General features: G+C 66.7%; 18 protein-coding genes. 9 read left to right on the forward strand and 9 right to left on the reverse strand.

Annotated features, from left to right (window positions below; all coding sequences use genetic code 11):
- Positions 1-25: 25 nt before the first annotated feature.
- Complete coding sequence (gene tkt / locus ACOCMH_RS30440; protein ID WP_427311259.1) at positions 26-2,059, reverse strand: transketolase; 2,034 nt, start codon at positions 2,057-2,059, stop codon at positions 26-28.
- Positions 2,060-2,362: 303 nt separating this feature from the next.
- On the opposite strand from tkt, the gene ACOCMH_RS30445 reads away from it, so the two are divergent.
- The 3 genes from ACOCMH_RS30445 to ACOCMH_RS30455 are packed head-to-tail and all read left to right on the forward strand — an operon-like array spanning position 2,363 to position 4,232.
- Complete coding sequence (locus ACOCMH_RS30445) at positions 2,363-2,797, forward strand: VOC family protein (protein WP_427311260.1); 435 nt, start codon at positions 2,363-2,365, stop codon at positions 2,795-2,797.
- Positions 2,797-3,558 (forward strand): 16S rRNA (uracil(1498)-N(3))-methyltransferase, encoded by a 762-nt coding sequence (locus ACOCMH_RS30450; RefSeq protein ID WP_427311262.1) that lies wholly within the window; start codon positions 2,797-2,799, stop codon positions 3,556-3,558. Before ACOCMH_RS30445 ends, ACOCMH_RS30450 begins: the two co-directional genes overlap by 1 nt.
- Before the next feature lie 56 nt (positions 3,559-3,614).
- Positions 3,615-4,232, forward strand: coding sequence for a YidB family protein (locus ACOCMH_RS30455; RefSeq protein WP_171515905.1), 618 nt, complete (start codon positions 3,615-3,617; stop codon positions 4,230-4,232).
- Between the two features lie 83 nt (positions 4,233-4,315).
- Here ACOCMH_RS30455 and ACOCMH_RS30460 read toward each other — a convergent pair whose 3' ends face one another.
- The 3 genes from ACOCMH_RS30460 to ACOCMH_RS30470 all read right to left on the reverse strand — a co-directional run bounded on the left by ACOCMH_RS30460 (position 4,316) and on the right by ACOCMH_RS30470 (position 8,000).
- Entirely contained in the window at positions 4,316-4,933 is a 618-nt protein-coding gene (locus ACOCMH_RS30460; protein ID WP_427311265.1) for a barstar family protein, read from the reverse strand.
- The gene (locus tag ACOCMH_RS30465; RefSeq protein ID WP_427313395.1) at positions 4,930-5,301 is read right to left on the reverse strand and encodes a ribonuclease domain-containing protein; all 372 of its coding nucleotides are present in this window, start codon (positions 5,299-5,301) and stop codon (positions 4,930-4,932) included. Before ACOCMH_RS30465 ends, ACOCMH_RS30460 begins: the two co-directional genes overlap by 4 nt.
- A gap of 377 nt (positions 5,302-5,678) precedes the next feature.
- Positions 5,679-8,000, reverse strand: a complete 2,322-nt coding sequence (locus ACOCMH_RS30470; protein ID WP_171517732.1) for an NADP-dependent malic enzyme — start codon at positions 7,998-8,000, stop codon at positions 5,679-5,681.
- 391 nt (positions 8,001-8,391) lie between these two features.
- Between ACOCMH_RS30470 and thiL the strand changes: the two genes are divergently transcribed.
- The 4 genes from thiL to ACOCMH_RS30490 all read left to right on the forward strand — a co-directional run bounded on the left by thiL (position 8,392) and on the right by ACOCMH_RS30490 (position 12,125).
- Positions 8,392-9,372 (forward strand): thiamine-phosphate kinase, encoded by a 981-nt coding sequence (thiL, locus tag ACOCMH_RS30475; protein WP_427311267.1) that lies wholly within the window; start codon positions 8,392-8,394, stop codon positions 9,370-9,372.
- A 125-nt stretch (positions 9,373-9,497) separates the two neighbouring features.
- Positions 9,498-10,064, forward strand: coding sequence for a phosphatidylglycerophosphatase A family protein (locus ACOCMH_RS30480; protein WP_427311269.1), 567 nt, complete (start codon positions 9,498-9,500; stop codon positions 10,062-10,064).
- Positions 10,065-10,141: 77 nt separating this feature from the next.
- On the forward strand, positions 10,142-10,639 hold the full coding sequence (locus ACOCMH_RS30485) for a CinA family protein (protein ID WP_427311271.1): 498 nt from the start codon (positions 10,142-10,144) through the stop codon (positions 10,637-10,639).
- Between the two features lie 116 nt (positions 10,640-10,755).
- A protein-coding gene (locus ACOCMH_RS30490) for an IS3 family transposase (protein WP_427308559.1) occupies positions 10,756-12,125 on the forward strand; the annotation gives its coding sequence in 2 pieces (ribosomal slippage) (positions 10,756-11,239 and positions 11,239-12,125; 1,371 coding nt in all).
- Between the two features lie 67 nt (positions 12,126-12,192).
- Here ACOCMH_RS30490 and pyrF read toward each other — a convergent pair.
- Positions 12,193-13,011, reverse strand: a complete 819-nt coding sequence (gene pyrF, locus ACOCMH_RS30495) for an orotidine-5'-phosphate decarboxylase (protein ID WP_427311273.1) — start codon at positions 13,009-13,011, stop codon at positions 12,193-12,195.
- A gap of 210 nt (positions 13,012-13,221) precedes the next feature.
- On the opposite strand from pyrF, the gene ACOCMH_RS30500 reads away from it, so the two are divergent.
- Complete coding sequence (locus ACOCMH_RS30500) at positions 13,222-14,121, forward strand: DMT family transporter (RefSeq protein ID WP_427311275.1); 900 nt, start codon at positions 13,222-13,224, stop codon at positions 14,119-14,121.
- A gap of 553 nt (positions 14,122-14,674) precedes the next feature.
- Entirely contained in the window at positions 14,675-15,637 is a 963-nt protein-coding gene (gene corA / locus ACOCMH_RS30505; protein WP_018006324.1) for a magnesium/cobalt transporter CorA, read from the forward strand.
- 79 nt (positions 15,638-15,716) lie between these two features.
- Here the strand turns inward: corA and mtgA are convergent, their stop codons facing one another.
- The 4 genes from mtgA to ACOCMH_RS30525 all read right to left on the reverse strand — a co-directional run bounded on the left by mtgA (position 15,717) and on the right by ACOCMH_RS30525 (position 20,554).
- The gene (gene mtgA, locus ACOCMH_RS30510; RefSeq protein WP_427313396.1) at positions 15,717-16,418 is read right to left on the reverse strand and encodes a monofunctional biosynthetic peptidoglycan transglycosylase; all 702 of its coding nucleotides are present in this window, start codon (positions 16,416-16,418) and stop codon (positions 15,717-15,719) included.
- Positions 16,419-16,507: 89 nt separating this feature from the next.
- Positions 16,508-17,395 (reverse strand): shikimate dehydrogenase, encoded by an 888-nt coding sequence (gene aroE / locus ACOCMH_RS30515; RefSeq protein WP_427311277.1) that lies wholly within the window; start codon positions 17,393-17,395, stop codon positions 16,508-16,510.
- Positions 17,395-18,327, reverse strand: a complete 933-nt coding sequence (locus ACOCMH_RS30520) for an energy transducer TonB (protein ID WP_427311279.1) — start codon at positions 18,325-18,327, stop codon at positions 17,395-17,397. The genes aroE and ACOCMH_RS30520 overlap by 1 nt, the downstream gene beginning before the upstream one ends.
- Before the next feature lie 124 nt (positions 18,328-18,451).
- Positions 18,452-20,554: a ribonuclease catalytic domain-containing protein gene (locus ACOCMH_RS30525; protein WP_427311281.1), complete on the reverse strand. Its 2,103-nt coding sequence runs from the start codon at positions 20,552-20,554 to the stop codon at positions 18,452-18,454.
- Positions 20,555-20,681: the final 127 nt, after the last annotated feature.

Consider the following 20,681-nt stretch of genomic DNA (forward strand, 5'->3'; position numbering starts at 1 on the left):
CCGCGCGGTTCCAGCGCCCGGATGCTTAGATAAGGGTGTCCTTCACCGTACGGACCACGTTCTCGACGGTAAAGCCGAAGTGCTTGAACAGCACGCCGGCCGGGGCCGATTCACCGAAGGTGTCGATGCCCACCACCGCCTGGACCTGGTACTTCCACCAGAAGTCCGTCACGCCCGCCTCGACTGCCACCCGCGGCACGCCGGCCGGCAGCACGCTGGCCTTGTAGGCGGTGTCCTGCTTGTCGAACACGGTGGTCGCGGGAATCGATACCACGCGCACGTGCACGCCTTCGGCGGCCAGGGCATCGGCAGCGCCGACGGCCAGGCCCACTTCGGAGCCGGTGGCCAGGATCACCGCGTCCGGACGGCCGGTCCTGGCGTTGACGCTGTCGCGCAGCACGTAGCCGCCGCGCGCGATATTGGCGCGGGTAGCGTCGTCGCGCTGCTGGAACGGCAGGTTCTGGCGGCTGAAGATCAGGCAGCTCGGACCGTTCTCGCGGCGGATCGCCTCGGCCCAGGCCACCGCGGTCTCGGTGGTGTCGGCGGTACGCCAGACGTCCAGGTTGGGGATCAGGCGCAGGCTGGCAACGTGCTCGATCGACTGGTGCGTGGGGCCGTCTTCGCCCAGGCCGATCGAGTCATGGGTGAACACGAACAGCGAGCGGATCTTCATCAGCGCCGCCATGCGCAGCGCATTGCGGCTGTAGTCCGAGAAGGTCAGGAAGGTCGCGCCGTAGGGGATGTAGCCACCATGCAGCGTGATGCCGTTCATGATCGCGCTCATGCCGAACTCGCGCACACCGTAGTTGATGTGGTTGCCCCAGGCATCGACGCGCACGGCCTTGCTGCCCGACCAGTTGGTCAGGTTCGAGCCGGTCAGGTCGGCCGAGCCGCCGAGGAACTCGGGCAGCACCGGGCCGAAGGCCTCGATGGTGTTCTGGCTGGCCTTGCGGGTGGCGATGGTCTCGGCCTTCTCCTCGCACTTGGCGATAAAGGCTTCGACGGCGGCGTCGAACGCGCCCGGCAGCTCGCCCTTCATGCGGCGGGTGAACTCGCCGGCCTCATACGGGTGGCGTTCGGCGTACGATTCGAACAGCGCGTTCCAGGCGCGCTCCAGCGCCTGGCCGTTGGCCTTGGCGTCCCATGCGTCATAGACCTCGGCCGGCACCTCGAACGGGGCGTGGGCCCAGCCCAGCGCCTCGCGCGTGGCCAGCACCTCGGCACCGCCCAGCGGAGCGCCGTGCACGTCGTGGCCGCCTTCCTTGTTGGGCGCGCCCTTGCCGATCTTGGTGCGGCAGCAGATCAGTGTGGGCTTGTCGCTGGCCTTGGCCTGCGCGATGGCGTTGTCGACCGCGACCACGTCGTGGCCGTCGATGCCGCGGATCACGTTCCAGCCGTAGGCCTCGAAGCGCTTCGGGGTGTCGTCGTTGAACCAGTGCACGACGTCGCCGTCGATCGAGATGCCGTTGTCATCCCACAGGGCAATCAGCTTGTTCAGCTTGAGCGTGCCGGCCAGCGAGCAGGCTTCGTGCGAGATGCCTTCCATCAGGCAGCCATCGCCAAGGAACACATAGGTGTAGTGGTCGACGATATCGAAGCCCGGGCGGTTGAATTCCTCGCCCAGCAGGCGTTCGGCCAGCGCCATGCCGACCGCGTTGGTGATGCCCTGGCCGAGCGGGCCGGTGGTGGTCTCCACGCCGGGGGTGATGCCGTATTCCGGGTGGCCGGCGGTCTTGCTGTGCAGCTGGCGGAAGTTCTTCAGCTCCTCGACCGGCAGGTCATAGCCGGTCAGGTGCAGCAGCGCGTAGATCAGCATCGAGCCGTGGCCGTTGGACAGCACGAAGCGGTCGCGGTCGGCCCACTGCGGGTTGCCCGGGTTGTGCTTCAGGTGCCGGCCCCACAGCGCCACGGCGATGTCTGCCATGCCCATCGGCGCACCGGGGTGGCCGGAATTGGCCTGCTGGACGGCGTCCATGGCAAGCACGCGGATGGCGTCGGCCATCAGCTTGGCGGGCTGGGAAGCAAAAGGACTTGTGGCGGGATGGGCAAGGGCGGACATGCGGGCGGATTCGGCGTGAGCCTTGGCGGCAGGAAAACCGCAATTTTAGCAGAAGCTAGGGGGTTTTCCGGACCCCCGGGACGCTCCCTGCGGCGGAGTCGGGGCGATCATCGCAGTCCTGCCATGCCATCGCGTGCCTGCAACCGGAACTATCCCGATCCCGGCATGCCTGATGCTTCACCCCCGCGCCCCGCCGACGCCGCCGCGCGCCGCTTCGACAGCTTAGCGCGGCACGCGTAAGATGCACTCTCGCACCGCGCGGCACGCCAGCCGCGCCGGGTTTCCCGCCATCCGGAGACGATCATGACCAGACCGGCCAACACCCCCTGGCTCACCCCCTACCTGACCGTGTCCAACGGGCGCGCCGCGCTGGACTTCTATGGTCGCGCCTTTGGCTTCACCCCCGGCAACGTGGTCGACGAGAACGGCGTCCCCACCCACGCCGAGATGCACTACCAGGGCCAGCTGGTGGTGATGTTCGCGCCTGAGGGCGCCTGGGGCAGCACCGCGCGCACGCCGCGCTCGCTGGGCGTCGAGTGTCCGCAAACCTTCTATGTCTATTGCGACGATGTCGACGCCATGCACCAGCGCGCGGTTGACGCCGGCGCGGTGAGCCTGATGGCGCCGGCTGACCAGTTCTGGGGCGACCGCTATTGCATGGTCGAGGATCCCGATGGCTACCGCTGGGGCTTCGGCAAGCCGCTCGCTCAGGCCAACCAGGCAGGCCAGGCAAGCTGATGGCGCCACGATTTTTCGTCGGCGGCGCAGACGCCGTGCTGGCTGCCGAATCGGATTTCCCGCTGCCCGAACCGGTGGTGCGCCATGCGCAGGTGCTGCGCCTGGCGCCGGGCGACGCCATCACGCTGTTCGACGGCCGCGGCGGCAGCCACGCCGCCACCCTGGTCGAACTGGGCAAGCGCCACGCGCTGGCGCGCATCGGCGCGCATGACGCGGCCGAGGCCGAGCCGCCCTTCCGCGTCACGCTGGCACAGGGCCTGGCGGGCGGCGACAAGATGGACTGGCTGATCGAGAAGGCCGTCGAACTTGGCGTCGCGGCGATCCAGCCGCTGCAGGCCAGCCGCTCGGTGGTACGGCTGTCCGGCGAGCGCGCGCAGAAGCGCCAGGCGCACTGGCAGGCGCTGGTCCAGGCCGCCTGCGAGCAATGCGGCCGAAATCGTTTGCCGGCGGTGGCGGAGGTCACTAACTTGGATACGTGGCTGGCGCGCGTCGCCCAGTCCGGCAGCGGCGGCACCAGACTGCTGGTGTCGCCGCGCGCCGCGCAAGCGCTGCCGGCGCTGGTGGCGGAACGGCGCGAGGCGTTGCTGGCCGATGGCGTCACCTTGCTGATCGGCCCGGAAGGCGGCCTGGCCACCGAAGAAGAACAAGCCGCGCTGCAGGCGGGTTTCACCGGCGTGTCGCTCGGCCCGCGCATCCTGCGTACCGAAACCGCTGGGCTCGCCTGCCTGGCAACTCTGAACGCCTTGCTGGGCGGATTCTGACGACGGGCCACCCCGGCCCTGTGTCACGTTGCAACCCTGACTGAAAGGAGTCGACCATGGGACTACTCGATAGCGTGCTGGGCGGTGTGCTCGGACAGCTCGGCGGCGCGCGCGGAGAGGGCGGCCAGGCCGGCGGGCTCGATCCCAAGCTCATGATGGCGCTCGGCCTGCTGGCAACGCTGGCCATGCGCAGCCGCGCCCAGGGCGGCGATGCCGCCGGCGCGCCCGCGGCCGATGACGGCCTGGGCGGGCTTGGCAGTCTCGGCGGGCTGCTGGGCGGCATGCTTGGCGGCGGCAGTGGTGGCACCGCGCCAGGCGACGCCACTGGCGGACTCGACCTGGGCTCGCTGCTCGGCGGCCTGCTTGGCGGCCAGGGCGGCGCGCCGGCCAACAGCCAGGCGCTGGGCGCGGCCGCCGGCGGCATCGGCGCGCTGCAGCAGATCCTGGCGCAGGCCGGGCTGGGCGAACAGGTCAATTCATGGATCGGCAGCGGCGCCAACCAGCCGGTCACGCCGTCGGCGCTGAGCGACGCGCTGAGCGACACCGGCGCGCTCCAGTCGCTGGCGCAGAGCACCGGCATGTCGCAGGACGACGTGGCGGCACAGCTGAGCGAAGGCCTGCCGGAACTGATCGACCGGCTCACACCGCATGGCCATGTGCCGGCGCAGGAATAAGCGCAACTCGCCCGAAAAGCAAAAAGCCCGCATCAGCGGGCTTTTTGCATGATCGGTCGCAGCTCGGCGCGGTCAGGCGAACGTCAGGCGAACGAATAGAACACGCGGAACTGCACCTTGCGCTCGCCCCAGAACTCCGCAGCGTCGCGGAACACGTCGAGCAGCACTTCGCGGGCTTCCTTGTCGAACTTCTGTGCGATCGGCAGGCCCTCCAGCACGATCACGAAACCCGGCTGCGGCCCAGCCTTGTAGATCATGTCGGTCAGGCAATCCGCCAGCGCGTCGAAATTCTTGCCGAAATGCTTGGGGAAGGTGAACGAGGTGGCAATGGTTTCCAGGATCTCCGCCTTGCTCGCGCAATGCGCGCAATTGGCATAGAGGAAATGCTGGCCGAGATCGGCCGCCGCCTGGGCCAGTTCCGGCACACGGAAGGCGCGGATCGACTGGACGATGTTCGGGCGCACCGTCTTGAACAGGTTCATGGCCCCCTCGCTGGTGCCGTCGTTCCAACCGGGACCGGCGGGCACGGCCACAGGCGCAGTCGCGGGCGGGAGTTTTTGCATGAGCTCGTGGCTCGGCATCATCAGCACGTTGTCGTATAGGTTCTGGGCCTGCTGCTGAGCCCGCTGCCAGCCATCTCCGGCGCCGCGCTCTTCGCGGGCGGCAAGGGCGTCGCCCAGTCCGAAAATGTCAGTCATCATTTGAGTATCCGTTTGAAGCTGTTGTAGTGGTCTTCCGTGTAGTAACAATCGTTGGCAGCGCGCTGTTCCCCGCCGCAGACGATCCGCTTGGCTCCCCGGTTCCCGCTCCTGGCGCTCTTGACCGTGTATTCGCGGTAATAACCGCGATCTCTTTGCGGCAGGATGCGTTCGTAGTTGCCGAATCTCGAGCCGTCCTTGTCATACGGGAACGGGCCGCCGGCTTCGATGCGCTCCAGGGTCTGCCGCGCTTCGTTGGGCAACTGCTGCACTGCAATGGTTCCCGGTCCTTCGGTCTGCGCCTGGCGCGCCAGCGTCGGCTGCGCCAGGGCCAGCACCAGCGCCGCGCCGGTCAGGGACCGGGCCAGCATGCGCGTCACGTGCCGCATCGGAGAAACTTGGAAACCCACGTTGCTTGTCTTGGTTGAACCGGAAATCGAGCCTGCCGCTGGTTGGGTAGACGATCTGTCCGGGCCACCCTGGCCGGCGCCCTGCGCCGCCTGAAGCGAAGCGCGATGGATGCCGACCGCACCGGGGCGCTCATGGCGAGCGCCTATATCAAAGGCGTAAGGTTACGCGCATGCACGCAATTAATCAATCCCGCCTCTGTTGCAGTGCGATTTCTTCAATTGTTTCAATATGTTAAGCGTATGTGTGCGCATACTAACCAATCCAGCATAGCGATAAAAAAAGCCGGGCGAACCCGGCTTTTCGTCACATTGACCCGGTTCGGGCCAGCGCAATCGGCTTAGCGCTTGGCAGCCGCGTCGACCACCACCAGCGACGTCATGTTGACGATGCGGCGCACCGTCGCGGACGGCGTCAGGATATGCACCGGCGCCTTCACGCCCAGCAGGATCGGCCCGATCGCGACGTTGTTGCCCGCGGCAACCTTGAGCAGGTTGTACGAGATATTGGCCGCGTCGATATTCGGGCACACCAGCAGGTTGGCTTCCCCCTTCAGCGTGCCGTCCGGCACCAGCTGGTCGCGCAGCTTCTGGTCCAGCGCGCAATCGCCGTGCATTTCGCCGTCGATCTCCAGGTCCGGCGCCTGCTCGCGGAGGATGGCGAGGGTTTCGCGCATCTTGCGCGCCGAGGGCGCCTCGGACGAGCCGAAGTTCGAATGCGAAAGCAGGCCGACCTTGGGTTCGATGCCGAAACGCTTCAGCTCTTCGGCGGCCATCAGCGTGATCGCGGCCAGTTCCTCGGCGCTCGGATCAACGTTGACGTGGGTGTCCACCAGGAAGATCTGGCGCCCCGGCAGCACCAGGCCGTTCATCGCCGCATAGACCTTGTTGGTGCCGCCCAGCACCTGGTCGATATAGCGCAGGTGCGCCGCGGTGTTGCTGACGGTGCCGCAGATCATGCCGTCGGCCTCGCCCTTGTGCACCAGCATCGCACCGATCAGCGTGGTGCGGCGGCGCATTTCCAGCTTGGCGTACTGCGGCGTGATGCCCTGGCGGGCCATCATGCGGTAGTAGGCGTCGGAATAGTCGCGGAAGCGCTCGTCGTGTTCCGGGTTGACCACGGTGAAGTCCACGCCGGCGCGCAGGCGCAGGCCGAAGCGCTCGATGCGGTGCTGGAGCACGGCGGGGCGGCCGATCAGGATCGGGTTGGCCAGCTTCTCGTCGACGATCACCTGCACGGCGCGCAGCACGCGCTCTTCCTCGCCCTCGGCGAAGACGATGCGCTTCTTCTCCATCTCGACCTTGCGCGCGGCGGCGTAGATCGGCTTCATCACCGTGCCGGAGTGGTACACGAACTGCTGCAGCTGCAGACGGTACGCATCCATGTCCTCGATCGGGCGCGCGGCCACGCCGGACTTCTTCGCGGCTTCGGCCACAGCGGGGGCCACCTTGACGATCAGGCGCGGATCGAACGGCTTGGGAATCAGGTATTCGGGGCCGAACGACAGATCCTGGATGCCGTACGCGGTGGCGACGATGTCGCTCTGCTCCTGGCGTGCCAGTTCGGCCAGCGCATTGGCCGCGGCAATTTCCATCTCGCGCGTGATGGTGGTGGCGCCGCAGTCAAGCGCCCCGCGGAAGATGAACGGGAAGCACAGGACGTTGTTGACCTGGTTCGGGTAGTCGGTACGGCCGGTGGCCATCACCGCGTCCGGACGCACTTCCTTGACCAGTTCCGGCGAGATTTCCGGATTCGGGTTGGCCAGCGCCAGCACCAGCGGCTTGTCGGCCATGCGCTGCACCATGTCCTGCTTCAGCACGCCCGCTGCCGACAGGCCCAGGAAGATGTCGGCGCCGTCGATCACTTCGCCCAGCTTGCGCTTGTCGGTCTTTTGCGAGAAGCGCGCCTTTTCCGGGTCCATCAGCTCGGTACGGCCCTCGTAGACCACGCCGGCCAGGTCGGTCACCCAGATATTCTCGATGGGCAGGCCGATGTCGACCAGCAGGTCCAGGCAGGCCAGCGCGGCCGCGCCGGCGCCGGAGGCCACCAGCTTGACCTTGGCGATATCCTTGCCGACCACTTTCAGGCCGTTGATGATGGCCGCGGCCACCACGATGGCGGTGCCGTGCTGGTCGTCATGGAAGACGGGGATCTTCATCTTCTCGCGCAGCTTGCGCTCGACGTAGAAGCACTCGGGTGCCTTGATGTCTTCCAGGTTGATGCCACCGAAGGTGGGCTCGAGCGCGGCGATGATCTGGACCAGCTTTTCCGGATCCTTCTCGTCGACTTCGATATCGAACACGTCGATACCGGCAAACTTCTTGAACAGCCCGGCCTTGCCCTCCATCACCGGCTTGGAGGCCGCGGCGCCGATGTCGCCCAGGCCCAGCACGGCGGTGCCGTTGGTGATTACCGCGACCAGGTTGCCGCGCGCGGTGTAGCGGAACGAGTTGGCGGGATCAGAAACGATTTCTTCACAGGCCGCGGCCACGCCTGGCGAATAAGCCAGGGCCAGGTCGCGCTGGTTCGACAGGGGCTTGGTCGGCGTGACCGAGATCTTGCCGGGAGTGGGAAACTCGTGATACTCGAGCGCCGCTTTGCGCAGCGCCTCGCGCTGCTGCTGTTTCAGATCGTCTTGGGACGGGGACTGTGGGCTGGTCATCGGCGCATCTTCCAATCGGTGGAGCCGTCATTGACGAGGCGGGGACGATTTGGCGGACCGGCTCCACGCGTCCGCCCTTCTCTTCCTTTGGAACCCAGCATTTTATATAGTGAAATACTATTTCACAATAAGCCTTTTAATTGGGGCACCTTTGCGATTCGGTACAATATGCCCCATCCTCCGGGGCAACACCAGCAAGCGTAGCGTCGACGCGCTGAAGCGGCGCAGCGCATGGCGGTCATGGCTATAGTGCGCGGCAGTATCTTGCTGAAATGCGACCGACACCCCATGCTGACGGTGCGCGCCCGCGGCGGATCTTCCAGCAAATACCACGGATTTCCTTCCAAACGCCGCCACCCATCCCCCGCCCGCCTCGGGCAGTTTCTCCACGATGCCCAACGCCCAGCCCGCCCCGCTTTCCGAATTCGACCTGATCCGCCGCTATTTCACCCGGCCGGTACGCAAGGCGGCGCTCGGCGTCGGCGATGACTGCGCGCTGGTCGAGGGCCGTCCCGGCCATCATCTCGCAATCAGCACCGACATGCTGGTCAGCGGCCGGCATTTCTTCCCCGATGTGGCGCCGCGCGCGCTGGGCCACAAGGCGCTGGCCGTGAATCTGTCAGACCTGGCCGCCATGGGCGCCGAGCCGCGCGCCTTTACGCTGGCGCTTGCCCTGCCCGAGGCCGAGCCCGAGTGGCTGGCCGAGCTGGCCGGGGGCATGCTGGCGCTGGCCGACGAACACGGGTGTGAACTGGTGGGAGGCGATACCACGCGCGGCCCGCTGACGCTGTCGCTGACGGTATTCGGCGACGTGCCGCTGCGCGCCGCACTGCGCCGCGACGCCGCGCGCCCGGGCGACGATATCTGGATCTCCGGCACCCTGGGCGATGCGCGGCTGGCGTTGGGCGACTGCCGCGGCGAATGGCTGCTGCCCGAGCCCGAATTCAGCCAGGTCCGGCCGCGCATGGACACCCCCACGCCTCGCATCGCGCTGGGCATGGCCTTGCGCGGCGTGGCGCATGCGGCCCTGGACATCTCCGACGGCCTGGTCGGCGACCTTGGCCATATCCTGTCGCGTTCGCAGGTAGGCGCGCTGGTCGATGTCGATGCCCTGCCCCGCTCGGCGGTGCTGGCGGGCCAGCCCGACGCCATCCAGCGCGAGTGCGTGCTGGCTGGCGGCGATGACTATGAACTGTGTTTCACCGCGCCGGCCGGCCACCGCGACGCGATTGCCGCGATCAGCGAACGGCTGGCGCTGCCATTGACGCGCGTCGGGGCCATCACGCCCGAACCCGGGCTGCGGCTGGTCGACCGCGCCGGCAACCCGACCCGCTACGAGGGCGCCAGCTTCGACCACTTCGCTGCCCCCTGACACCAGGTCACAGGCATGTCATGATGCCGGCATCGGCGCCTGCGCGGGCACGGGAGTCCCGCACGCATCGCAGCGCAAGCCGGCCATAACCATAAGCCGTATCGGCATCACACGAGCCAACTTTGATGTCCACCTTCCCTCCCGGGGCCGCGCCGCGCGACCCCGCCCTGACCCTGGAAGCCGGCCAGACCGTCAAGGTCACGCGCCCGAGCGCGCGCTTCATGCTGGCCCATCCGGCGCACCTGATCGCCTTAGGCTTCGGTTCCGGCCTGTCGCCGGTCGGTCCCGGCACCGTCGGTACGCTCTACGCCTGGCTCTCGTTCGTGGTGATTTCGCTGTGGATCGAGCCCGCCACCTGGCTGTGGATCATCGCCGGCGGCTTCGTCGTGGGCCTGTGGGCGTGTGCCCGCACCGCGCGCGACATGGGCGTGCACGACCACGGCAGCATGGTCTGGGACGAGATCGTTGCGTTCTGGCTGGTGCTGGCCTTTGTCATGCCGACCGGCTTTTGGGGCCAGTTCGCCGCGTTCCTGTGGTTCCGGCTGTTCGATATCGCCAAGCCGGCCCCGATCGGCCACTATGACCGCAGCCTGAAAGGCCCGGGCCTGCGCGGCGGCTTCGGCGTGATGTTCGACGACATCTTCGCGGCGTTCTACACGCTGCTGGTGTTTGCGCTGTGGCGCTCGTTCTGAGCGACGACGCCCGCCCTGTCATCAGCCATCCCCGCCGATCACCCACCGATTCCCACAAAACAAACCCTGCACCCATCATGTCCGTCAGCCGCCTGCTCGACCAGCTCGCCATCCAGGCCGGCGTCGCCCTAGCCGACAAATCCCTGATGCTGGCCACCGCCGAATCCTGCACCGGCGGCCTCGTGGCCGCTGCCATTACCGACGTATCGGGCTCGTCGGGCTGGTTCGAGCGCGGCTTTGTCACGTATTCCAATGAGGCCAAGTCCACCATGCTGGGCGTGCCCGCCAAGCTGATCCGGGATTACGGCGCGGTCAGCGAGGAAGTCGCGCGCGCCATGGCCGAGGGGGCGCTGCTCAACAGCCGCGCGCAGGTGGCGCTGTCGATCACCGGCGTGGCCGGCCCGAACGGGGGCACCCCCGAAAAACCGGTGGGCATGGTGTGCTTCGGCTGGAGCAACCGCATCACCACCCGTACCGAGACCCAGCGCTTTCGCGGCGACCGCGGCCAGATCCGCCGCCAGGCGGCCGAACACGCGATGCGGGGGTTGCTGGAATTGATCCGCAACGAGGCCTGAAGCAGCCTCCCTCCCGCAAGCGCCGGCGCCGCGCCGTTTTCCCCGCGCCAAAGAACAAACCGCGCCGTTTCTGAACTGCACCCCAAAAGTTGGACACCAACTTTTGGGGTGTTTTCATGTATAGGTACACCGAGCAGTTCAGGCTGTCGGTCATCAAGGAATATCTGGACGGGCAGGTAGGCGCCAGTACGCTTGCCAAGCGCCATGGAATAGACGACGGCACGGTGCGACGCTGGGTGGCAGCCTATCGGCTGCACGGCAAAGCCAGCCTCAAGCGCAGGTACAAGACCTACAGCGCCGAGTTCAAGCTCTCGGTGCTCGAGCGGATGCGCCGCCAAGGCTTGTCGCATCGGGAAGTGGCGGCGCTGTTCGACATTCGCAATATCGGCGCCATTGGCGTGTGGGAACGCCAGTATGATGCTGGGGGTTTAGAAGCTCTGACGCCTCGGCCTAAGGGACGGCGGCCCAGCAAGATGCCACAACGGACTCCCAAGACAAAGCCATCGCGGTCTTCAGACGACCGTACGCGCACACGCGAGGAACTCCTTGAAGAGTTGAACTACCTGCGCATGGAGAACGCGTACCTAAAAAAGCTCGACGCCTTGGTTCAAGCGAGCAAGACCTCTGCGCAACCCAAAAGGCGCAAATAGTGCTTGAGCTGAGGCAGCAGTTTCCATTGTCCGGTTTGCTGAGGGTGGCGGAGCTGGCGCGCAGCACCTTCTACTACCAGCAGGCGGTGCTCCAGGCCCAGGACAAGTATGCGGAGCTGAAAACGCGCATTCGCGAACTCTTCGCCCGACACATGGGTCGTTATGGCTACCGCCGCATCACAGCGGCGATCCGGCAAACCGGCACGGTCGTCAACCACAAGACGGTTCAGCGGCTCATGCGCGAGATGGGATTGAAGTCGTTGGTCCGGCCAAAGAAATACCGATCCTACAAGGGCATGGTGGGGCGTGTCGCGCCCAACGTTCTGCAACGGCGATTCCACGCCGAACGCGCGAATCGGAAGTGGGTAACCGACGTGACCGAATTCAACGTGGCCGGCGAGAAGCTCTACCTTTCCCCGGTGCTGGACCTGTACAACGGCGAGATCATCGCCTACGAGACTGCCCGCAGGCCCGCCTTTGAGATGGTGAGGAATATGCTGAAGAAGGCGTTCCGCCGCCTCGGCCCGAAGGATCGACCCATACTGCATTCCGATCAGGGCTGGCAGTACCAGATGCCGGCCTATCAGCAAATGCTCAAAAAGCGCAGCGTCCGTCCCAGCATGTCGCGCAAGGGCAATTGTCTGGACAACGCCGCCATGGAAAGCTTCTTCGGCACCCTGAAGTCCGAATTCTTCTACCTGAACAAATTCGCCAGCGTCGAGCAACTACAGCAAGGCCTGGCCCAATACATTCACTACTACAATCACGACCGCATCAAACTCAAACTAAAAGGGCTGAGTCCCGTGAAGTACAGGACTCAGCCCTCTCAAGCCTAGCCAATCACTGTCCAACTTTTTGGGGTCAGTTCATTTCGGGCGCGGTTTTTTTGTTTTGGCGCGGCGCTCAGCCGTGCCGATAGCGGTTGATGGTCTCACGCGTCTGCAGCGCGACCTGGCGCGCCGCCGAGGCAAAGTCCTTTTCCCGGCTGGCATAGAGGATGGCGCGCGACGAATTGATCATCATGCCGGTGCCGTCGGCGGTGCGCCCGGCCTTCACCGTGGCCTCGATGTCGCCGCCCTGGGCGCCGATGCCGGGGATCAGCAGCGGCATGTCGCCGACGATCTGGCGTACCCGTGCAATCTCGTTGGGGAAGGTCGCGCCGACCACCAGGCCGATCTGGCCGGTGGTGTTCCAGCGCTCGCGCGCGGCCTCGGCCACCAGCTGGTACAGCGGCTTGCCGTCGACCTGCAGGAATTGCACGTCCGAACCGCCCGGGTTGGAGGTGCGGCACAGCACGATCACGCCGCGGTCCGGGTAAGCCAGGTAGGGCTGCATGGAGTCGAAGCCCATGTATGGGCTGACCGTGACGGCATCGGCCCGGTAGCGCTCAAAGGCTTCCAGCGCATAGTGCTCGGCCGTCGAGCCGATGTCGCCGCGCTTGGCGTCCAGGATCACCGGGATGCCGGGGTGGGCGTCGTGGATATAGTGGATCAGCTGTTCGAGCTGGTCTTCGGCGCGCTGCGAATGGAAGTAGGCGATCTGCGGCTTGAAGGCGCAGACCAGGTCGGCGGTGGCGTCGACGATCTCGCGGCAGAACGAGAAGATGGCGCCGCCCGTCCCGGTCAGGGACAGCGGCAGCTTGTGCGGGTCAGGATCGAGTCCGACGCACAGGAGGGAATCGTTGCGCTGCCAGGCGGCAGCAAGCTGCTCGGTGAAAGTCATGGGTACTCGGAATGTCCTGGTGGCGCCGGCGCCTCATCGTTGAGGCCCATCGTTGGCCGATTGACTCGGCCGGCGCGGTTGGCCGCAGCGGCGTGAAAACCTTTCATCCCTGCAGCATATGTCGCTTTCGGCAATTTTACCCGCTGCGTGCTATGGTTTTGCGCTTCCTCTCAAAACAATGCGCGGCATCCCGCACAGCCGCGTCTCGTCATGTCTCTCGATCGCCGTGGTCTCTTCCTGCTTGTCATGCTGACACTCGCCTGGGGCATCAACTGGCCCATCATGAAAGTGGGCGTGGCGCATTTTCCGGCCATGGGCTTTCGCCTGCTGTGCATGGCCGGCGGCCTGGTGGCGCTGGGGCTGGCGCTGCGGCTGCGCGGCGATTCGCTGGCCGTGCCGCGGCGCGAATGGGCCACAGTATTCTGGCTGGCGCTTCCCAACATGGTGGTCTGGCATCTGTTCGCGATCTGCGCGGTCAAGATGCTGTCGTCGGGCCGCGCCGCCATCCTCGGCTATACCATGCCGATCTGGGCGGTGGTCTGGGGCCTGGTGTTCTTCCGCGAGCGCATCGGCGCGTGGGCCTGGCTGGGCATCGGTTGCGCGCTGGCGGGCACGGTGCTGCTGCTGTCGGGCGAGTTCGCCGCGCTGACCGGCAGCCCGGCCGGCACGCTGCTGATGCTGCTGGCCGCGGCCGGCTGGGGCTTCGGCACCCAACTGATGAAACGCACCCAGACCGACGTGCCGATCGGCGCCATGACCTTCTGGATGCTGGCCGTGACGCTGCCATTCCTGGCGCTGGGCTCGCTGCTCCTGGAAGACGGCTGGCGCATGCCCACCGCCGTCGAATGGGCCGCGATCGCCTACAACGCGGTGGTGGTATTCGCCTTCTGCCACCTGGTCTGGTTCAGGCTGGCGCGCAGCCTGCCGCCGGTGGTGTCGAGCCTGTCGATCATGTTCATCCCGGTGGTTGGCGTGTTCTACGGGATGTGGCTGTTGGGCGAGCAGCCGCACTGGCAGGACTACGCCGCGATCGTGCTGATGTTCCTGGCGCTGTCCTCGGTGATGCTCGCGCCGCTGCTGTGGCGCCGGCTGCGCGGCGTGCCAGGCTGAGCCCGCGGCGCTGCCGCGGTCGCGAGCCGGCAACGGTGCGGGCCAGTCGCGGAGATTTCACTTAACAAGCCACCCTCCGTTGGGCTACACTCGCGGCCATCACAATCCCGGAGAAATTACGTGGGCAGTAGCATCGGGTGTTCGAGTTGCCGCAGCAACGCTGCGACCTCTGCGAATGCCATGTCACTGCGGGCTGCGTAACGACGACCCGCCCGGAGCACCCGGCTCCGCGCTTCGTCGGCCTTGCCCGCAGTCAGAACTGCGGGCGAGTGTCTTTCCATGCCACCGGCGGCGCCTCCATGCGCGCCCACCGTGGCGGATCTTCCCTCTCCCGGCTAGCCAGCCAACCCAGGCAAACGCCATCGCCTTGTCCGCCCTGCCGGTGCAGCCGCGGGACAGCGCGATCACGCTTGCCCGTGGCCCGGCCTTGCGCGGCTTGCCGCCGGGCCATGACGGGGCATGATGCAATACCTGGGAATGCGGCGAGCCGCCTGCGCTTGTCTTCGCGCTTGTCTTTGTTTTTCGTCGCAATCAGCAATAAGGAATCCCGGGGATGATCAACCTGTTCGTCCTGCAAAAAGGCCGGCTTGCCCAGGAGCAGGTCGACGAGCGCAATGAGCTGCTGCAGCACAAGCCGATCTGGATCGATGTCGTCAATCCCGACGACGAGGAACTGAACTGGATCAAGGAAGCCTATGGCGTCGCCCTTCCTGAACTGGAAGACCTGGGCGACCTGGAAGCGTCCGCCCGGTATTTCGAGGGCGAGGACGAGAACATCCATATCCGCACCGACTTCCTGCTCGACGAGGAAGAGGTGTCGCGCAACGTGCGCGTGGCGTTCGTGCTGACCAAGGACGTCCTGTTCTCCATCCACGACGAAGACCTGCCGGTGTTCCGCCTGGTGCGGCTGCGCGCGCGCATGCGACCGGGGTCGGTGCGCAACGCCAAGGACGTGCTGATGGATTTGTACGCGACCGACGCCGAATACTCCGCCGACTCGATCGAGGAAATCTACGAACGCCTGGAAGAGGCCAGCCGCCGCGTGCTGGCCGAGAACGTGACCGATGCCGCCGCGGCCGACGTGCTGGAAACCATCGCCCGCGAGGAAGACCTGAACGGGCGCATCCGCCGCAACGTGATGGACACGCGCCGCGCAGTGTCCTTCCTGATGCGCAGCCAGCTGTTGTCGGCCGAGCAGCAGGACGAGGCGCGCCAGATCCTGCGCGACATCGACTCGATCGAGAACCACACCGCGTTCCTGTTCGACAAGATCAACTTCCTGATGGACGCCACCGTCGGTTTCATCAACATCAACCAGAACAAGATCATCAAATTGTTCTCGGTGGTGTCGGTGGCGCTGATGCCGCCCACGCTGATCGCCAGCATCTATGGCATGAACTTCAAGTTCATGCCGGAACTGGACTGGGGTGCCGGCTATCCGTGGGCGATTGCGCTGATGGCGGTGTCGGCGGCGATCCCGCTGGTGTATTTCCGCAGAAAGGGGTGGCTGAGCTGAGGCGCTGAACCGCCTACAGCTTGACTCCCCTCTCGCGCCTGCGGGAGAGGGGAGCAAACCCATCCCGGCAGCAAAGCCCTCAGTCGGGCAACGTCGCCGCCCCCATCCGCCGCGCGATGATGCCCGCCTTGGCGCGGAAATTCACGCGCACATTGGCGCAGTATTCCTTCTTGTCGAAGCACTTGGGCGCCGGCAGCGCCGCCGCCAGGCGCGCTGACTGGCCCACGCTGAGCTTGTCGGCGCTGGTGCGGAAGTAGTGCTGCGCCGCGGCCTGCGCGCCGAATACGCCCTCGCCCCACTCCACCGAATTCAGGTAGATCTCGTAGATACGCTGCTTGTCGAGCCAGAATTCGAGCATCCACGTGATCGCCAGTTCCTGGCCCTTGCGCAGGTAATGCTGCTCGGACGACAGGAACAGGTTCTTGGCCAGCTGCTGCGTGATGGTCGAACCGCCACGCACGATGCGCCCGCGCTTCTTGTTGCGCTCCCAGGCATCGAGCATGGCATCGAGTTCATAGCCGGGATGGTTGACGAAGTCGGCGTCCTCGCTGGCGATTACCGCGCGCTTGAGGTGGCGCGAGATGCGATCGTACGGCACCCACTGCCGGTCGAGGCCGCAGTTCCACACACGGACGCCGCACAGGCGCCAGCGCTCGGCGCGCATGAAGGTGGTGGTGGTGGGATTGAGATACTGCCAGCTGGCGATCTGCACGAAGAAGTACAGCTGCATCGCCACCACGCCGGCGGCCACGCAGCCCAGCAGGTAGCCGAGCCAGCGCAACGGACTGAAGACCGCGCGGGCAGGCGCGGCAGCGGTGCGGGCCGCACTGGCCGTGCGGTTGCGCTTGGCCACGGCGGGCGGCGTCCCGGTCAGCCCTTGCGTTCCGCCTGCAGCGCGGCGCGCAGCTCGGCCAGCACGGGCGCGGTGCGCGGGCGCACGCCACGCCAGATATAGAAGGCTTCGGCGGCCTGCTCGACCAGCATGCCCAGGCCGTCGCTCACGCGCGCGCCGCAGCGCGCGGCGAACTGCAGGAACACGGTGGGCTCGGCGCCGTACATCATGTCGTAGGCCAGCACGCCGTCGCCCAGCAGGAACTCGGGCACTGGCGGCACCTCGCCATGCAGGCTGCTGGACGAGGCATTGATGACCACGTCGACGGCTTCGTCCTCGGACAGGCCGTCGAGCGCGTCGAGGCCGCCGCCCCACAGCTCGACGCCATACTGGTCGGCGGCCTCGACAAACTCTTCGAGCATGTCGCTGGCGCGCGTTGCGGTGCGGTTGGCCACCACGATGCGCGCCGGCCGGCATTCGATCAGCGGCAGCATCGCGCCCATCGCGGCGCCGCCGGCGCCCAGCAGCAGCACGCGCTTGCCTTCGATCAGCGTGTCCAGGTTGTCCTGGATATCGCGCACCAGGCCGATGCCGTCGGTATTGTCGCCATGGATCAAACCTTCTTCGATCCACAGCGTGTTGACCGCGCCCGCGGCCTCGGCGCGCTCGGTCAGCCGGTCGGCCAGGTCATAGGCTTCCAGCTTGAACGGCACGGTCACGTTGCAGCCGTAGCCACCGTCGGCAAAGAACTGGCGCACGGTGTCGGCAAACCCGTCCAGCGGCGCCTCCAGGCGATCATATTGCACGGCCTCGCCGGTCTGGCGCGCAAAGGCGGCATGGATCGCCGGCGAACGGCTGTGCGCAACCGGGTTGCCGATCACCACATAGCGGTCGGAGCTGGCTTGGGAGGGGTCAGTGGATGTCATCAGCGTGCCTGCAAGCGGGTTTCCAGCCCGCTGCGCGAAAACTTGAAAGTGGATATGACTTCGAGGATGTCCTGGCGCGAGGCCATCTCGGCGGTAAACGCGCCGAACGGCGCGGCCGCGCGCACGATCGCCACCGCCTGGCGGTCCAGCGCGGGATCGCCCGAACTCTTGACCACGTCGATGGCGTCGACGTTGTAGCCGTCGCGGTTGTAGCCGAGCTTGCCCTGCCGGTTGACGTTGATCACCAGGATCAGCTGGCCATAGAGCGGCTTGCCGTTGCGTTGCGGGAAGTCCGTGGTGCCGCGCGCCTCGATCTTGCGGCGCAGCTGGTCGTAGTACTGCGCGTAGTCGACCGCCTGCGCGCTGGTGGCGGTCAGCTGGAAACGCTTGGGCCGCTTGGCGTAGTGCTCGAGGTTGCGGCCGATCTCGGCTTCCAGTTTGGCCATCTCGTCGGTCGAGGTACGCTCGTCCTGGCCGCGCTGCGGCGTGTCCTGGCGTTTCTCGCCCGGCTTGAGCGGCTGGTTGCGCACCGCCGGCGCGGCGTCGCGCGACTGGGTCAGCAGGCGCTGCTGCTCCTGTTCGAGCTGCTCGACGCGGCGCTGCACCTGGCGCACCAGGTCGCCCTCCTGCGTCAGCGTCTGCGCGGGCAGTGGCGTGGTGGCGCGCTGCAGATCATGGTCGCCGCCGCCGTCGAGGTTGGCCTGCGCCAGCGCCGTCGGCTTGCGCGGCTTCTGCGCCGACTTGGCGTTGACCAGCACCACGTCCAGCGCGGCATCGCTGCGCTTGATCTCGAAGACTTCCGGCGCAGCCACCCGCACCATCAGCAGCAACGCGTGCACGGCCACCGAAATGGCCAGCGCCCGGGCCAGCATACTGCTGTGGTGCCACCTGGCATGCCACCAGGGGCGGGAAGCGGCAAGAGTGGCGTTCACGATGGATGGATGAGGGCTCGGGAGACAACCGCGGCAGCACCGGTGGTGCCGGCTGGCAGACCGGGGCTGGGGCGCCCCGGATCAGACCCGCATTGTAAGGGAGCCCCGCGGATTTCCGAAGGCTTCAGCCGGCCGCCGGGGTGCCGGTGTCGCGCTCGCCCGACGCCTTGCCGGCGTCGTCGCCGACCGCTTTGGCCGGCTCGTGGTCGGCCACGACCGCGGCCTGCTCGGCGGCATCCTCGGCCGCCGCCTCGGCAGCGGCTTCGGCGGACAACTCAGCGGCTTCCTCGTCGCTTTCCAGCTCTTCTTCGGGGACTTCGCCTTCACCGGCAAAGATCTCCAGCACCCGGCACGAGACCTCCAGCGTGATCTCGTCGGTCTCGCCGATCTCCAGCAGCACCTGGGTGCCGCGCTGCGCCTGCACCAGCTCGGGCACGCGCGTGACCAGCGGGATCTCGGTGAAACGCACCGCCCCTTCCTTCAGCACCGAAGCCACCATGCGCTCGCGGTTTTCCTGCTTGAGCCAGCGCAGGCACCAGTAGCGCTCCATGGTCGACTGGTGGTCGGCATAGGCGGCGTAGGTGCCTTCGAAGTCGGCCACCGCGGCCAGCAGGTCGGCGTCCTTGGGCTTGAACGGCGCCACCAGCTTGGCGGTCACGCCGTGCTGGGCCACCGCCAGGATCTGCCACTGGTTGACCAGGTCGACATAGCGGCGCAGCGGCGAGGTGCTCCACGCGTACTGCGCCACGCCCAGGCCTTCGTGCGGCGCCGGGTAAGTCTGCATGCGCGTGCGGTGCATGCCCCACGCCTTTTGCGTGCGGTAGATGCCGGGCACGCCGTGGTCGGCCAGCAGCTTGCCCCAGGTGCTGTTGGCCAGGATCATCATCTCGGCGACGATCTTGTCCAGCGGCGAGCCGCGCTTGCGCTGCTCGATGCGCACGCGCTGGCTGCCGTCGGCCTGGTCGTCGAGATAGAAATTGAAGTCGGCACGGTTGTGGGTCTCGGGCCGCAGGCCGCTGGCCAGGCGCGCTTTCTGGCGCTCGTCGTACAGGTAGCCGGCAAAATGCCAGAGCTGCGTCAGCGCGTCGCGGAACGGGTAGTCGCCGGTGCCGTCGGCAAGCGAGGCCTCGGTGATGACCTCGTCGAGCAGGTTATGGCGCAGGTTGGCGGCGATCGGCACCAGCTCGGCGCGGGTTTCGCTGCCGGTGACCAGCCACACCGTCGGGTCCACCGTCACGTACAGCGACAGCGCGGGGCAGGTGCGCCCTTCCTGCAGCGTGTAGCGCTCCACCACCGCGTCCGGCAGCATGGTGATCTTGTCGCCCGGGAAATAGACCGTCGACAGGCGCTGGCGCGCGATCGCGTCGAGCGGCTCGCCGCGGCGGATGCCCAGCGCCGGCGCGGCGATATGGATGCCGATGCGCAGCTTGCCGTCGGGCAGCGGCGTCACCGACAGGGCATCGTCGATCTCGGTGGTGGTGACGTCGTCGATCGAGAACGCCTCGACCTGGGCCAGCGGCAGGTCGGCGGGCGGCTCGGGAACGTCGGTATCGGCAAAGCCAGTGCCCTTGGGAAAACACTCGGCGAGGAACTTGGCCTCGTGCAGCGCGCGCGCGCTGGCCACGCCGCCGGCGGCCACCATCAGCCGCATCGGCGACATGCCGAGCGCAGTGCAGGCGGCATCCATGGCCTTGTACTCCAGGCTGTTCTTGTCCGGCTTGAACAGCAGCTGCAGCACCTTGTTGCGGAACGATTCCGGCAGCGTCAGGGCCTTGAGCTGGTCTTCATACTCGGCCTGCACCAGCGCCTGCTGGCGCTTACGCTCGAGCGCGGCCAGCGCGGCCTTGAGCTGGTCTTCGGGCGCGCGCTGGTAGCGGCCACGGCCCTTGCGGCGGAAGTACACCGGGTTGCCGTGCAGCGCCATCGCCAGCGCCGCCTGCTGCACCGCGCCGGGCTCCGCCCCGTAGTATTCGGCGGCCAGCTCGGCAAAGCCGAACTCAGCCTCGGGGGCGCATTCCCACAGGAAGTCCAGGTCGATCTCGGCCACCAGCTCGCCGGTCTGGCGCAGCAGCTCGGCCGCCGACGGCTGCGCGAACTGCAGCAGCACATCGCGCGACTTGACCTTGGTGCGCTTGCCGGCTGGCAGCTCCACCTGGTAAGCCTCACCCTGCTGGTTCAGCACGGTGCCGGCGCGGATCTCGCCGCCTTCTTCGAACAGCAACTGCATCGATCGGTACTTTCAACTATGCGCGGAACCGCGCCGGGCAGCCCTGTGGCCAGCGCTGGAGCGGATCCTGTGGGAGAAATGGTGCCACCGCGCGCACCCGCCTGAACGCGCGCGAACGGAAACGAAT

It is taken from the genome of Cupriavidus sp. H39 (assembly GCF_050271075.1).
GTDB lineage: Bacteria > Pseudomonadota > Gammaproteobacteria > Burkholderiales > Burkholderiaceae > Cupriavidus > Cupriavidus necator_B.

What these genes read in the sequence shown, in the direction of transcription:
- tkt (WP_427311259.1), bottom strand. Translation starts at nt 2,059, where the DNA reads ATGTCCGCCCTTGCCCATCCCGCCACAAGTCCTTTTGCTTCCCAGCCC.
- ACOCMH_RS30445 (WP_427311260.1), top strand. Translation starts at nt 2,363, where the DNA reads ATGACCAGACCGGCCAACACCCCCTGGCTCACCCCCTACCTGACCGTG.
- ACOCMH_RS30450 (WP_427311262.1), top strand. Translation starts at nt 2,797, where the DNA reads ATGGCGCCACGATTTTTCGTCGGCGGCGCAGACGCCGTGCTGGCTGCC.
- ACOCMH_RS30455 (WP_171515905.1), top strand. Translation starts at nt 3,615, where the DNA reads ATGGGACTACTCGATAGCGTGCTGGGCGGTGTGCTCGGACAGCTCGGC.
- ACOCMH_RS30460 (WP_427311265.1), bottom strand. Translation starts at nt 4,933, where the DNA reads ATGATGACTGACATTTTCGGACTGGGCGACGCCCTTGCCGCCCGCGAA.
- ACOCMH_RS30465 (WP_427313395.1), bottom strand. Translation starts at nt 5,301, where the DNA reads ATGCTGGCCCGGTCCCTGACCGGCGCGGCGCTGGTGCTGGCCCTGGCG.
- ACOCMH_RS30470 (WP_171517732.1), bottom strand. Translation starts at nt 8,000, where the DNA reads ATGACCAGCCCACAGTCCCCGTCCCAAGACGATCTGAAACAGCAGCAG.
- thiL (WP_427311267.1), top strand. Translation starts at nt 8,392, where the DNA reads ATGCCCAACGCCCAGCCCGCCCCGCTTTCCGAATTCGACCTGATCCGC.
- ACOCMH_RS30480 (WP_427311269.1), top strand. Translation starts at nt 9,498, where the DNA reads ATGTCCACCTTCCCTCCCGGGGCCGCGCCGCGCGACCCCGCCCTGACC.
- ACOCMH_RS30485 (WP_427311271.1), top strand. Translation starts at nt 10,142, where the DNA reads ATGTCCGTCAGCCGCCTGCTCGACCAGCTCGCCATCCAGGCCGGCGTC.
- pyrF (WP_427311273.1), bottom strand. Translation starts at nt 13,011, where the DNA reads ATGACTTTCACCGAGCAGCTTGCTGCCGCCTGGCAGCGCAACGATTCC.
- ACOCMH_RS30500 (WP_427311275.1), top strand. Translation starts at nt 13,222, where the DNA reads ATGTCTCTCGATCGCCGTGGTCTCTTCCTGCTTGTCATGCTGACACTC.
- corA (WP_018006324.1), top strand. Translation starts at nt 14,675, where the DNA reads ATGATCAACCTGTTCGTCCTGCAAAAAGGCCGGCTTGCCCAGGAGCAG.
- aroE (WP_427311277.1), bottom strand. Translation starts at nt 17,395, where the DNA reads ATGACATCCACTGACCCCTCCCAAGCCAGCTCCGACCGCTATGTGGTG.
- ACOCMH_RS30525 (WP_427311281.1), bottom strand. Translation starts at nt 20,554, where the DNA reads ATGCAGTTGCTGTTCGAAGAAGGCGGCGAGATCCGCGCCGGCACCGTG.